Source organism: Ruegeria sp. CDSA141 (assembly GCF_059612005.1).
This window is the reverse complement of record NZ_JBXWPT010000008.1, coordinates 109,678-122,341: the sequence shown is the minus strand read 5'-3', so window position 1 is coordinate 122,341 and position 12,664 is coordinate 109,678. Positions and strand designations below refer to the sequence as shown.

10 protein-coding genes are annotated in these 12,664 nt (G+C 60.8%); 5 read left to right on the top strand and 5 right to left on the bottom strand.

Annotated elements, in window-relative coordinates:
* The first annotated feature begins 95 nt into the window (after positions 1–95).
* The 4 genes from AC2FLP_RS13135 to AC2FLP_RS13120 all read left to right on the top strand — a co-directional run bounded on the left by AC2FLP_RS13135 (position 96) and on the right by AC2FLP_RS13120 (position 5,730).
* Positions 96–824: a dienelactone hydrolase family protein gene (locus tag AC2FLP_RS13135; RefSeq protein ID WP_496684002.1), complete on the top strand. Its 729-nt coding sequence runs from the start codon at positions 96–98 to the stop codon at positions 822–824.
* A gap of 79 nt (positions 825–903) precedes the next feature.
* Positions 904–4,059 carry a valine--tRNA ligase gene (locus tag AC2FLP_RS13130; protein ID WP_496684005.1) on the top strand — a complete coding sequence of 1,052 codons (3,156 nt, stop codon included), beginning with the start codon at positions 904–906 and terminating at the stop codon, positions 4,057–4,059.
* 135 nt (positions 4,060–4,194) lie between these two features.
* Positions 4,195–5,358 carry a benzoate/H(+) symporter BenE family transporter gene (locus AC2FLP_RS13125; RefSeq protein WP_299898653.1) on the top strand — a complete coding sequence of 388 codons (1,164 nt, stop codon included), beginning with the start codon at positions 4,195–4,197 and terminating at the stop codon, positions 5,356–5,358.
* Positions 5,359–5,397: 39 nt separating this feature from the next.
* Entirely contained in the window at positions 5,398–5,730 is a 333-nt protein-coding gene (locus AC2FLP_RS13120) for a DnaJ family domain-containing protein (RefSeq protein ID WP_299898651.1), read from the top strand.
* Here the strand turns inward: AC2FLP_RS13120 and AC2FLP_RS13115 are convergent, their stop codons facing one another.
* Both AC2FLP_RS13115 and AC2FLP_RS13110 read right to left on the bottom strand, forming a co-directional pair.
* The gene (locus tag AC2FLP_RS13115; protein ID WP_299898649.1) at positions 5,731–6,513 is read right to left on the bottom strand and encodes a crotonase/enoyl-CoA hydratase family protein; all 783 of its coding nucleotides are present in this window, start codon (positions 6,511–6,513) and stop codon (positions 5,731–5,733) included. It lies immediately after the preceding gene.
* A gap of 66 nt (positions 6,514–6,579) precedes the next feature.
* Positions 6,580–7,650 carry an SMP-30/gluconolactonase/LRE family protein gene (locus AC2FLP_RS13110; RefSeq protein WP_299898647.1) on the bottom strand — a complete coding sequence of 357 codons (1,071 nt, stop codon included), beginning with the start codon at positions 7,648–7,650 and terminating at the stop codon, positions 6,580–6,582.
* 87 nt (positions 7,651–7,737) lie between these two features.
* Here AC2FLP_RS13110 and AC2FLP_RS13105 point away from each other — a divergent pair, with 87 nt between their 5' ends.
* Positions 7,738–8,853, top strand: a complete 1,116-nt coding sequence (locus AC2FLP_RS13105; protein WP_299898645.1) for a pyridoxal phosphate-dependent aminotransferase — start codon at positions 7,738–7,740, stop codon at positions 8,851–8,853.
* 125 nt (positions 8,854–8,978) lie between these two features.
* Here the strand turns inward: AC2FLP_RS13105 and AC2FLP_RS13100 are convergent, their stop codons facing one another.
* The 3 genes from AC2FLP_RS13100 to edd are packed head-to-tail and all read right to left on the bottom strand — an operon-like array spanning position 8,979 to position 12,662.
* A complete protein-coding gene (locus tag AC2FLP_RS13100; RefSeq protein ID WP_496684010.1) occupies positions 8,979–10,169 on the bottom strand; it encodes a pyridoxal-phosphate-dependent aminotransferase family protein in 1,191 nt (396 codons plus the stop codon).
* Between the two features lie 51 nt (positions 10,170–10,220).
* Positions 10,221–10,853 carry a bifunctional 4-hydroxy-2-oxoglutarate aldolase/2-dehydro-3-deoxy-phosphogluconate aldolase gene (locus AC2FLP_RS13095; RefSeq protein WP_299898641.1) on the bottom strand — a complete coding sequence of 211 codons (633 nt, stop codon included), beginning with the start codon at positions 10,851–10,853 and terminating at the stop codon, positions 10,221–10,223.
* A gap of 3 nt (positions 10,854–10,856) precedes the next feature.
* A complete protein-coding gene (gene edd, locus AC2FLP_RS13090) occupies positions 10,857–12,662 on the bottom strand; it encodes a phosphogluconate dehydratase (protein WP_299898639.1) in 1,806 nt (601 codons plus the stop codon).
* Positions 12,663–12,664 lie beyond the last annotated feature (2 nt).

The window sequence follows — 12,664 nt, the reverse complement described above, 5'->3', positions numbered from 1 at the left end:
ATCTCAGGGGCGAGCGTAGCCCGCGACCCGGCAATGTCCAGCGGGGTTCGCCGAAATTCGTTTGCGCGCAAAGGATGTTCGGATAGCCTTGGGCCATGAGCTGGACGCATGATACCGTTTTTCCCTTCTCTGCCCCGATGACCAGCGGGCAGACGATCACACATGACGTTTATGTCGGCGGTGAAGGCCCACCGATCCTGATCCTTCAGGAGCTGCCAGGGATCGGGCCCGAAACGCTGGCGTTGTCCGCAAAGCTCAATGCATCCGGCTTTCGCGTCTACCTGCCTCATTTGTTTGGAGCCTATGGCAAGGTTGAAATGGCCAAGAACATGGCCCGGTTGTTCTGCGTGCGGCGCGAGTTCAACATTTTCGCCCGTGGCAGACAGAGCCCAATTGCAGGATGGATGCGCGCCCTGATCCGTGAGATCAAGCAGCGCGAAAACAGCGCCGGTGTGGGCGTCATCGGCATGTGCCTGACAGGCAGTTTTGCCCTTACTCTGATGGCCGAAGACGCAGTACTGGGTGGGGTAGCCAGCCAACCTGCACTGCCAATCCTCGGGGGCCGTCATCTGCACATGAGCGCTGACGACGTCGGCGCGGCCTCTGCGGGCATGGCCGCGAAGGGCCCCGGTCTGGCGATGCGGTATTCAGAAGACAAGCTTGCACCCAAGAAACTGATGCAGGCGCTCAAACAGGCATTCGGCGATCTGCTGGAAACGGTCGAATATCCCGGCAAGGATCATTCGCTGCTGACGCTGGATTTCCATGATCCCGCCTATCAACGCGTTGACGCCTATTTCAAAGCGCGCTTTGGCATGGCTTAGGCGCACTAGGCCTTCCCCTTACCGCGCGCATTCGCTATTGCAGTCGCTGACCCGAATTTGTTGACGCAGGACGCATCCCATGGCGATGGAAAAGACATTCAACGCGGCCGAGGCCGAGGCCCGCATTTATGAGGCCTGGGAACAGGCCGGAGCCTTCAAGGCTGGCGCGAACCGTTCGCGCGATGAAAGCTTTACCATCATGATCCCGCCGCCCAACGTGACGGGTGCGCTTCACGTTGGACACGCCTTCAACAACACGCTGCAGGACATCCTGATCCGCTGGCACCGCATGCGTGGCTTTGACACGCTGTGGCAACCGGGTCAGGACCACGCCGGCATCGCCACGCAGATGCAGGTCGAAAAGATGCTGGCCGCCACCCAACAGCCCAGCCGCACTGAACTGGGCCGTGAAAAATTCCTTGAGAAAGTCTGGGAATGGAAAGGCGAATATGGCGGCACGATCATCGAGCAGCTTAAGCGTCTGGGGTCTTCCTGTGACTGGTCGCGCAACGCATTTACCATGGCCGGTGCGGCGGGCGATCCGCGCACGGGGCATGAGAACTCGGCCAACTTCCATGATGCGGTGATCAAGGTCTTCGTCGACATGTACGAGAAGGGCCTGATCTATCGCGGCAAGCGCCTGGTCAACTGGGATCCACATTTCGAGACCGCGATCTCGGACCTCGAGGTCGAAAATATCGAGGTCGCCGGCCATATGTGGCACTTCAAATATCCGCTGGCGGGGGGTGAGACCTATACTTACGTCGAAAAAGACGAGGACGGGAATATCGTGCTGGAAGAAGAGCGCGATTACATCTCGATCGCCACGACCCGCCCCGAGACAATGCTGGGTGATGGCGCGGTTGCGGTTCATCCGTCGGATGAACGCTATGCGCCCATCGTCGGCAAACTGTGCGAAATCCCGGTTGGCCCGAAAGAGCATCGCCGCCAGATTCCGATCATCACCGATGACTACCCCGATCCCGATTTCGGCTCGGGCGCGGTGAAGATCACCGGCGCGCATGACTTCAACGATAACATGGTGGCCAAGCGCGGCGGCATTCCGATGTACCGCCTGATGGACACCAAAGGTGCAATGCGGGCAGATGGTGCACCATACGCCGAAGCGGCAGGCAAGGCTCAGGAATACGCGCGCGGGCGCGAATTCACAGAGAACGAAATCGACGCGATCAACCTCGTGCCTGATCACCTGCGCGGGCTCGACCGCTTCGAGGCCCGGGCGAAGGTGGTGGAAGAAATCACCGCTGACGGTCTGGCCGTCATGACGCGCGCCGACGATCCAGTTCTGGGCACCAAGCTGGGCGAAGATGATGATCCCGCAGCGCAGGTGCCGCTTGTCGAGAGCAAGCCGATCATGCAGCCCTTCGGCGACCGTTCAAAGGTCGTGATCGAACCGATGTTCACTGACCAGTGGTTCGTCGACGCCGAAAAGGTCGTCGGCCCCGCGCTGGATGCGGTCAAGGATGGTACGGTCAAGATCATTCCTGAATCGGGCGAGAAGACCTATTACCACTGGCTGGAAAATATCGAGCCCTGGTGCATCTCGCGCCAGTTGTGGTGGGGACACCAGATACCGGTTTGGTACGGTCTCGACCTATCAGCAGAAGAGTTCATCGACGACGAGAATGATGGCAATCTTGATTTGGTCGAGATGGGTCGCTTGCTGAATGAACGTGGCATGCTGCACCGTGGCAATGTCATGGAATGCGCAGCGAGCCTTGCGGCGGTGACCGAGAAATTCCTCGACGACAACGCAAACATCCCCAGCCCACTGAGCCACGCGACTGTCATCGAGGTCGCCGACAAGCAGGAAGCGATCCATCAATTCGCCGAAAGCCTTGCGCAGTATGCAATCGAACAGGATCCGACCAAGCTGGTTTACCCGGTCTGGCGTGACCCTGACGTCCTCGACACATGGTTCTCCTCCGGCCTCTGGCCCATCGGCACGCTGGGCTGGCCCGAGCAGACCGAGGAGCTGGAACGCTACTTCCCTACGGACGTTCTGATCACTGGCTTCGACATCCTGTTCTTTTGGGTCGCCCGGATGATGATGATGCAATTGGCCGTGGTCGATCAGGTCCCGTTCCACACCGTCTACCTGCACCAGCTCGTCCGCGACGAGAAGGGCAAGAAGATGTCCAAGACCACCGGCAACGTCATCGACCCGCTGGAAATCGTGGACGAATTCGGCGCCGACGCGCTGCGCTTTACCAACACGTCGATGGCGGCGATTGGCGGCGTGCTGAAACTGTCGCGCGAACGCATCACCGGTTATCGCAACTTCGGCACCAAGCTGTGGAACGCCGTCCGCTTCGCTGAAATGAACGAAGTCTTTACCGACGCAGTGCCGCAGTTGGATGTGGCCGACCTGGAGCCCAAGGCCGCCGTGAACCGCTGGATCATCGGCGAAACCGCACGCGTGCGGGAAGAAGTCGACGCTGCATTGGAAAGCTATCGCTTCAACGATGCGGCGAACGGGCTTTATGCCTTTGTCTGGGGCAAGGTCTGTGATTGGTACGTGGAACTGTCCAAACCGCTGCTGCAAGGCGACGATGCCGAAGCACAGGCTGAAACCCGCGCCACAATGCGCTGGGTTCTGGACCAGTGCATGGTTCTGCTGCACCCGATCATGCCCTTCATCACCGAAGAGCTGTGGGGCCTGACCGGCAGCCGCGCCAAGATGCTGGTGCATGCCGACTGGCCAACCTATGCCGCCGCTGATCTGGTCGATGCCGACGCGGATCGCGAGATGAACTGGGTGATCTCGGTGATCGAGAACACCCGTTCGGCCCGCGCCCAGATGCGGGTTCCGGCGGGCCTGTACGTGCCGATGCTGGTGACCGAGATCGACGCCCACGGCCAGGCCGCCTGGGACCGGAACGAGGCGCTGATCAAACGTCTGGCGCGGATCGACAGCCTGACCAAAGCGGATGAATTGCCCAAGGGCACCATCTCGATTGCCGCCCCCGGAGCCTCCTTTGGCCTGCCGCTGGCGGATATCATCGACATCGGCGCGGAAAAGGAACGGTTGGAGAAAGCCAAGGGCAAACTGGCCAAGGAACTTGGTGGCCTACGCGGCCGTCTGAACAACCCCAAATTCGTGGCCTCGGCCCCGGAAGAGGTGGTTGCGGAAGCCAAAGCCAACCTCGCCGCCCGCGAGGAAGAAGAGGTCAAGCTGAACGAAGCCCTCGCCCGGCTGGCTGAAATCGCCTGATCTTCATCTTGTCCTTAATGTTCAAACCCCCGGCCCCGTCGCTGATCCGGCGGGGTTTTCTTTTGCACGATGGGACCTTGCCCGACCCTGCCCCCGCTTGTTAGCAATCCGCGACCACAATATTTCGAGGCCGTAATGACGCACACAGCCCCACCGCTCCAGACAGTCTCGACCGGGCTGGTTGTGGCAATCGTCGGCTTCTTCAGCTCTTTCCCGATTGTATTGCAAGGGTTGGCGGCGATGGGCGCATCCCCGGCGCAGGCGGCGTCCGGATTGATGATGGCGGCGATCGCCATGGGTCTGACCGCCATTGTGCTAAGCCTGTGGTATAGGCAGCCGATCAGCGTGGCCTGGTCCACACCGGGTGCTGCCTTGTTGGCGGTGTCTGCCACACCGGCTCTCGGATTCGCTGAAGCGACGGGCGCGTTCCTATGTGCAGGGGCATTGACTGTGTTGGCCGGGTTGTGGCGACCTTTGGGGCGGTTGGCCGCGGCGATACCTACGACTCTGGCGCAGGCCATGTTGGGGGGCGTGTTGCTGCCGCTTTGCATACTACCCTTTCAGGCGGCGGTCGAGCTGCCATGGCAAGCCTTGCCGGTGATCCTGACTTGGTTCATCGCCGGCCGGATCAACCGCCTGTTTGCCGTTCCGGCTGCGGTTGTAGCAGCGGCAGCCGTCGTGGTTTTGAACGCCGGGGACGCGTCGCTGACACCGACGCAATGGATCGCGGCTCCGGTCTGGACCACGCCCAGCTTCTCTGTGGCTTCGGTCATCGGAATTGCCGTGCCGCTGTTCATTGTCACGATGGCGACTCAGAACATCCCCGGAATCGCGGTGATCCGCAGCTTTGGTTATGCGCCGCAGACAGGCAAGCTGTTCTCGGCCGTAGGCATTTCCAGCATCTTGTCCTCTCCGTTCGGTGCGCCCGCAACCTGTCTTGCCGCTATCACTGCGGCGATGTGTTCCAACAAAGACAGCCATCCAGACCCCGAACAACGCTACTGGTCCGCGATAATGGGTGGGGTATTCTATTGCCTGTTCGGAGTGTTCGCCGTGGCAATCACCGGGTTCGCAATTCATGCCGATCCACTGTTGATGGGCACGCTGACCGGTGTTGCGCTGATCGGAGTGATGGCCAATGCCACTTCAGCGGCGCTGGAAGTTCCAGCCGAGCGCGAAGCGGCCATCCTGACCTTTGCCATCACTGCATCCGGCATTACCGCGTTTGGACTCGGCGCGGCTGTCTGGGGTCTGTTGGCGGGTGGCATTGCCTATCTGGTTACGCAACGCGCCAGATAGCCGGTTTCAACCTCCCTGCGGATCACGTATGAAGAGGCTATGTTTGGAGCGTTGGGAAAACTGGTCGAGCGCCAGATCAAGAAAGCCCAGGCCGAGGGTCAGTTGCAGGGCCTCGAGGGCGAAGGCCAACCGCTGCCTGACCGGTCATCCGAGGCATTGAGCGATCCGGCCACCGCCGCCGGCCATCGGATCATGGCCCAGGCAGGTGTTTTGCCAGAAGAATTCGACATCAAAAAGCAGCTCGATATCGCGAGACAGGACTACGCGACCCTGACGGACCCCGCCGAGCGTAAGGCCGCCATGGCTCGCATCGCCGATCTCGAGATGCGCTACAACATGGCCCGCGACGCACGGCGGTCTTTCATGCGGTGATCATTTGAATTCAGGCTTGCGGCCCTGCATCTGCGCCATCACCACTTCCATTTGATCAGGCTTGCCGATCAATTCCACCTGTTCAGCGGATTCCGCCATCAGAACGTCTGCGCGTACCTGAGTTTCGGCGACTTCGATCAATCGCTTGGCGGCACGGATGGCCGAAGGGCTTTGGCCGGCAATGTTCTCGGCGATGGCAAGCGCCTCGGTCAACGGGTCATCGGACAGCTGCGTGACAAGGCCCCAATCGGCCGCCTGCGTCGCGCCGATCGGGCGGGCTGTGTAAGTCAGCAGGCGCAGCACGTCCGAGCGGACCAGTCGAGGCAGCAGAACCATGCCACCCATGTCGGGGATGATGCCCCATTTCATCTCCATCACCGCCAGTTTCGCCTCGGGATGCGCGATACGGATATCCGCGCCCAACGCGATTTGCAGGCCACCGCCATAGGCCACACCCTGAATTGCGCAGATCACCGGAACCGGAACGCGACGCCAGATCAGGGCAAGTTCCTGCATTTCGTTAGCGTCTTCATGACTGCGGGTCATCAGCCATTCCGTTGGGTCCATATGGGCCATCTTGGCAAAGCTTGCCATGTCGAGCCCGGCGCAAAAGCTTTTGCCTTCGCCGGACAGGACCACGGCACGGGCATCCGATGCGGTGACCTCTTGCCCGGCGGACAGAAGCGCCTTGATCATCGCATCATCCAGCGCATTCATCTTGTCGCCTCGGGTCAGAGTGACATGGGCAACGTGGTCTTGATAGGCAACGGATACGCGTGACATGGGGGACCTCCCGAAATTCAATTGCTGCAAACATGCCCGGACAGAGTGCGGAATACCACTGCGACGTCAGGGCATTTCGCTGACAGGCATTCGTCCGAACCACGGGGAATCGAGGGTCATGACATAGAACTGATCGCCTACGATCTTGCCTCCGGTCGTGATGCCCAAGCGGCCTTGCGGGTCCTGTAGCGTGCGCAGGATCGTACCGTCGCCATCAAACTGCACCATCATGCCGCGATGGATTGGCGCGGGGCGTACTGCCGGACCCAACCGCCAGATCACCTTGCGCAGGAACGGGTACGCCATCAATGCCTCGGACGGGACCCGCGGGCTGGCGAAGGCCATCCAATAGGTGCCGTCACCCTGAGCCTCGAGGTTGTCAGGATAGCCGGGCAGATTTTCCAACAGGATCTCTTGTTGCCCTGCTTTTTGTCCGGTCAGCCACAGTTTGTGCACGCGCGCGCGACCTGTTTCCGCGATCAGCAGAAAATCCTCATCAGGTGAAAGCGCGACACCGTTGGTATAGATAAAACCCTCGGCGATCTTCTGGGTGCGGCCATCGGCTGTGCGACGCGCGACGTAACCTGTATCGGACTGTTCCCAGATGGTGAGGACAGAGGTCGGTTTGGTCCCGCCCATGGTTTCCGGGTCGAAGCGGTCAGATGAATTTGAGAAGTAAATCGTGCCATCCTGCGCCACATCCAACTGGTTCGCGTAGATCACTGGCGCGCCGTTGATGTCACTCACCACTCTGTCCAACGTGCCCGGGCCAGTCCAACGCATTACGCCGCGAAAGCTGTCGGCGATGTAAAGCGCGCCATCCGGTCCGGCCTTGAGGCCCAGGGGACGCCCGCCAAGTTGGTCAACTGCAACCGGTTCCGCCGCGTCGATGCGATAGAGGGTGCCTGCCAGACTGGTCGTGTAGACTGATCCATCGGGCATGACGGCGATGTCTTCAGGGCCGATCTCTTCCCCCGGCAGGCGGATCAGTTGCGCTGCGTCCAGTGCTGTATTTTCGACGAAATCCCCAGTGAATCCGGCATCTTCCGGCATCTCGACGGCAACAGGTTCAACCGGGACGGGCCAGAATAGTAGATAGGCGAGGCCCAGGAGAATAACGGCAACGAAAATGCGCATTTGCGCTCCTTTTTCAAATATCTTTTCCTGCGCGCCAAAACATGGTGCGTGCTTGCTCATTGATCGGGCTTGGGGTTATCTGCGGACATGACCGAACCTCGATACACCCCGCTAGCCCAAACCCTGCCCGCCACCGTGCCCTTTGTGGGCCCCGAAACGCAAGAGCGTCAACGTGGCGCGTCATTTGTTGCGCGATTGGGAGCCAACGAGAGCATTTTCGGACCGTCCCCCCGCGCGATCGAGGCCATGGCACAAGCGGCGTCAGAGATCTGGATGTATGGTGACCCCGAAAACCATGACCTGCGCCATGCTTTGGCAGACCATCATGGCATGTCGTCGGAAAATATTGTTGTGGGCGAAGGGATTGATGGGCTTTTGGGCTATCTGGTGCGACTGATTGTCGGCCCCGGGGATGCCGTTGTCACCTCGGACGGGGCCTATCCGACCTTCAACTATCATGTGGCCGGGTTCGGCGGCATTCTTCACAAGGTACCGTATTCAGGTGATCACGAAGACCCCTCAGCCCTGTTTGCCAAGGCTGCTGAGGTCGACGCCAAGCTGGTCTATCTGGCCAATCCGGACAACCCGATGGGAAGCTGGCATTCTGGCGCGGATATAGTGGCCGCCATGGACGCTTTGCCCGATGGGTGCCTGCTGGTTCTGGATGAGGCCTATGTGGAATGCGCGCCAGAGGGGACGGCTGCGCCTGTAGGTATCGACGACCCCCGCGTTATCCGGATGCGAACCTTCTCGAAGGTCTATGGCATGGCAGGTGCACGGGTTGGGTATGCCATGGGCACGCGGGATCTGATCGCGGCCTTCAACAAGGTGCGCAACCATTTCGGCATGAACCGCGCCGCGCAGACCGGGGCTTTGGCGGCTTTACAGGATGGCGCGTGGCTGGAGCATATCCAAGCGCAGATCGCAGAGGCACGTGAGCGGATCGGCGCGATTGCCCGGGAAAATGGATTGGCGGCCCTGCCTTCGGCCACCAATTTCGTGGCGATTGACTGTGGGCAGGACGGGGGTTTTGCCAAGGCCGTTCTGGATGCATTGGTCGCGCAAGGGATATTTGTCCGAATGCCGTTTGCTGCACCTCAGAACAGGTGCATTCGGATCAGCTGTGGAGCGGCGTCTGATCTGGACGCGTTTGCCGCTGCTTTGCCCAAGGCGCTTGTGGTCGCGCGCGGACGGGCTGACTGATCCTTTTCCATATGGTCGGACAGCAAAGGGGGGCTGTCTGCCCCCCATCGCGCCACTGCGCGATCCCCCCGAGGATATTTTTAGCCAGATGAAGAGGCGGATCGCGCAGGGACCCCAATAGGGTGTCAGGCGGCCAGTACGGCGGCGGCGGCTTCGAGGGCACCCGTGCCACGCGGTATATCAAGTGCGGCCATGGCTGTTTCCATTCCACCCAGAATGGCCATCACCATCTGCCCGTTGACATGACCCATATGGCCCAGGCGGAAACAGCCGTCATAGTCCTCCATTCCCAATCCGATGCCCAGTGTCAGGCCCAACTGGTTTTCGGTGAATGCGCGCAGGGCTGTGCCGCGGCTGTCCGTCAGGCGCAATGCGGTGACGGCGTGGCTACGGTGGGCGCGGTCAGCGACGTTCAGATGCAGCGCGCCGCCTTGTGCCCAGGTTTCGCAGGCTGCCCATATGGCCTTGGCCAGTCGTTCGTGACGGGCCCAGACCTGTTCGATCCCCTCTGCATGGATCAGGTCCAGCGCGGCGCGCAAACCGTAGAGATGGTGCGTGGGCGCTGTGCCGTTGAAATACTGGTAGAACAGGTCTGGATGGGCACGCGGTTGCCAGTCCCAGTATTGCGAAACACGCGGCATGGTGGCCCGCTTGGCTTGCGCCTTTTCGTTGAAGAAGACAAAGCCGACGCCTGCCGGGGTCATCAGCCCCTTCTGACAGGCGGTGACAGTGACATCGACGCCCCATTCATCCATCTCGAACCGTTCACAGCCCAGCGAGGCGATACAGTCTGCCATCAACAGCGCCGGGTGGTTCAGATCGTCCAAAAGCTGACGCAATGCCGGGATGTCGTTGCGGATCGAACTGGATGTATCCACGTGCACCGCCAGAACGGCCTTGATCTGGTGGTTTTGATCCGCACGCAACGCATCTGCGATCCGGTCGAAATCCCAGGCGGACGAGCTGCCGAAATTGATCAACTGTACCTTTGCCCCGAGCCCCTCGGCCATTTCGGCCCAGCCGTGGGTAAACCGGCCCGAGGCGGGGGCCAGAACGGTTTCGCCGGGGGCGATCACGTTGGACAGCGCCGCCTCCCATGTGCCGTGGCCATTGGCGATATAAATGGCGACGTTGTGTTTTGTGCCAGCAACCCGGCACAGATCGCGCGTCAGGCCGGGCATCATATCAATTAGTTCGCCATCATAGATGTTGGGCGACGGACGGTGCATGGCTTGCAAAACCGCGTCCGGCATGACCGAAGGGCCTGGAATGGCCAAATATGCCCGCCCCTGGGAAAGGGAAACTGTCTGTGTCATGGAGTCAACCTGTATGAATTGACGCCCACATTACCGAGAGGCCGCGCAGCGTCAATCCGCCAGCTTCGATGCCTCGCGCGCAAGTGTTTCGATCCCGGCCCAGTCGCCGTTTTCGACCATTTGCTTCGGCGCGACCCAGCTTCCGCCAGCGCAGACCACGTTGGACAACGACAGGTAGTCGCGGGCGTTGGTTGGGGACACACCACCCGTAGGGCAGAAGCTGATCTGTGGCAGCGGCGCGCCGATCGCCTTCAGTGCAGGCGCACCACCTGAAGCCTCGGCCGGGAAGAACTTCAGCATGTCATAGCCCTTTTCCAGCAACGCCATCGCTTCGCTTGCTGTGGCGGCGCCGGGCAGCAGCGGCAGACCTTCGGCCTCGCACGCCGCGATCAGGGTATCTGTGGCGCCGGGGGAAACGCCAAACAGCGCGCCGGCTTGTTTGGCAGCACGGACATCATCGGGCGTGACCAGTGTACCTGCACCGACCACGCCGCCTGGCACTTCGGACATGGCCTTGATCGCATCCAGCGCCGCCGGGGTGCGCAAGGTCACTTCAAGCGCCGGCAAACCACCTGCGACCAGCGCCTCGGCCAGAGGGCGAGCCTGAGCGGCGTCATCGACGACCAGAACCGGAACAATGGGCGCAAGTGCGCAGATTTCACGGGTGCGTTGGGTTTTGGACATCTCTTATGCTCCGAATATGCTGGCGCCTGCGTCGGCAGACCCGACATTCTGCCGGAACGCATCGAAAAGGTCGCGCCCGACACCGTGTTGGTTGGCTGAAAGGTCGGCGGTTGTGGGCGCACGATCCAGAACGCCTTCGGTCAGGATTTCCAACTCACCCTTGACCGCATCAACGCGCAGAAGATCACCGTCTTGCAGGTAGGCGATGGGCCCGCCATCCAGCGCTTCGGGGCAGACATGAATGGCAGCGGGTACTTTGCCGGAAGCACCCGACATGCGGCCATCGGTGACCAGTGCCACTTTCTGCCCGCGGCCCTGCAAAATCGACAGGATAGGTGTCAGCGAGTGCAGTTCAGGCATTCCATTGGCCTTGGGACCTTGGAAGCGAACAACCACAATGACGTCATCGGTGAACTCTCCGGCCTTGAATGCGGTTTTGACCTCATCCTGACCGTGAAACACGCGCACGGGGGCTTCGACGACCTGATGTTCTGGCGCAACCGCCGAGACTTTCATGACAGCAGTGCCCAGATTTCCAGTCAGGCGCGAGAGGCCACCGGTGGGTTGGAAAGGGTCTTTGGCCGGGCGCAGGATCTTTTCGTTCAGGCTGTGACCCGCGCCGTCCTGCCAGATCAACTCGCCATCAATCAGCTTGGGTTCCTTGGTATAGTTGTGTAGCCCCTGCCCCGCGACGGTCAGCGTGTCCGGATGCAGCAAGCCATCTTCAAGCAGCGTTCCGATCGTGTACCCTAGGCCGCCGGCCGCATGGTAGTGGTTCACATCTGCCAGACCGTTGGGATAAACCCTTGCGACCAGCGGCACGACTGCGGAAATGTCGGAAAAATCCTGCCAGTCCAACACGATACCACCGGCGCGCGCCATGGCGATCAGGTGGATCAGAAGATTGGTTGAACCACCAGTCGCCATCAGGCCCACGATACCGTTGACGAAGGCGCGCTCATCCAGAATCTGACAGACCGGTGTATAGCTGTTGCCCATCGCGCTGAGTGACAGGGCACGCCGCGCGCCTTCCTCGGTCAGGGCGTCACGCAGCGGGGTATTCGGATTGACGAAGCTGGAGCCCGGCAGGTGCAGGCCCATGAACTCCATCAGCATCTGGTTGGTATTGGCGGTGCCGTAGAAGGTACAGGTGCCGGGGCCGTGATAAGCCGCCATTTCAGCCGCCATCAGCTCTTCGCGGCCCACCTCTCCGGAGGCGAATTTCTGTCGGACCTTGGCTTTTTCGTCGTTCGGCAAGCCGCTGGTCATTGGTCCTGCGGGCAGGAACACGGCTGGCAGATGGCCAAAGACCTGCGCGCCGATGATCAGACCAGGGACAATCTTGTCACAAACCCCGAGGAACACGGCCGCGTCGTACGTGTTATGGCTGAGCGCCACACCGGTCGCCAGCGCAATCACATCGCGCGAGAACAAAGACAGTTCCATTCCCGCTTCGCCCTGGGTAACACCGTCACACATGGCGGGCACACCGCCTGCCACCTGTGCCGTTCCACCGGCGGCGCGGATCGCGTCGCGGATCAGGGCGGGATACCGTTCGAACGGCTGATGGGCCGAAAGCATGTCATTATAGGCGGTGACGATGCCCAGATTGCCGGCGGTGCCGGTGGCCATCGATTGCTGATCTGCGCCTGCGCCCGCATAGGCATGGGCCTGACCGCTACAGGACAGATGCGCACGGGCAGGACCTTTGGATCTGGCCTGCTCCATCCGTTCAAGATGGGGGCCGCGCAGATCGGCGCTGCGGTCGATGATCCGTCCGGTGACATCGGAAATGACTGAGTGAACCATGA

What these genes read in the sequence shown, in the direction of transcription:
- AC2FLP_RS13135 (WP_496684002.1), top strand. Translation starts at nt 96, where the DNA reads ATGAGCTGGACGCATGATACCGTTTTTCCCTTCTCTGCCCCGATGACC.
- AC2FLP_RS13130 (WP_496684005.1), top strand. Translation starts at nt 904, where the DNA reads ATGGCGATGGAAAAGACATTCAACGCGGCCGAGGCCGAGGCCCGCATT.
- AC2FLP_RS13125 (WP_299898653.1), top strand. Translation starts at nt 4,195, where the DNA reads ATGACGCACACAGCCCCACCGCTCCAGACAGTCTCGACCGGGCTGGTT.
- AC2FLP_RS13120 (WP_299898651.1), top strand. Translation starts at nt 5,398, where the DNA reads ATGTTTGGAGCGTTGGGAAAACTGGTCGAGCGCCAGATCAAGAAAGCC.
- AC2FLP_RS13115 (WP_299898649.1), bottom strand. Translation starts at nt 6,513, where the DNA reads ATGTCACGCGTATCCGTTGCCTATCAAGACCACGTTGCCCATGTCACT.
- AC2FLP_RS13110 (WP_299898647.1), bottom strand. Translation starts at nt 7,650, where the DNA reads ATGCGCATTTTCGTTGCCGTTATTCTCCTGGGCCTCGCCTATCTACTA.
- AC2FLP_RS13105 (WP_299898645.1), top strand. Translation starts at nt 7,738, where the DNA reads ATGACCGAACCTCGATACACCCCGCTAGCCCAAACCCTGCCCGCCACC.
- AC2FLP_RS13100 (WP_496684010.1), bottom strand. Translation starts at nt 10,169, where the DNA reads ATGACACAGACAGTTTCCCTTTCCCAGGGGCGGGCATATTTGGCCATT.
- AC2FLP_RS13095 (WP_299898641.1), bottom strand. Translation starts at nt 10,853, where the DNA reads ATGTCCAAAACCCAACGCACCCGTGAAATCTGCGCACTTGCGCCCATT.
- edd (WP_299898639.1), bottom strand. Translation starts at nt 12,662, where the DNA reads ATGGTTCACTCAGTCATTTCCGATGTCACCGGACGGATCATCGACCGC.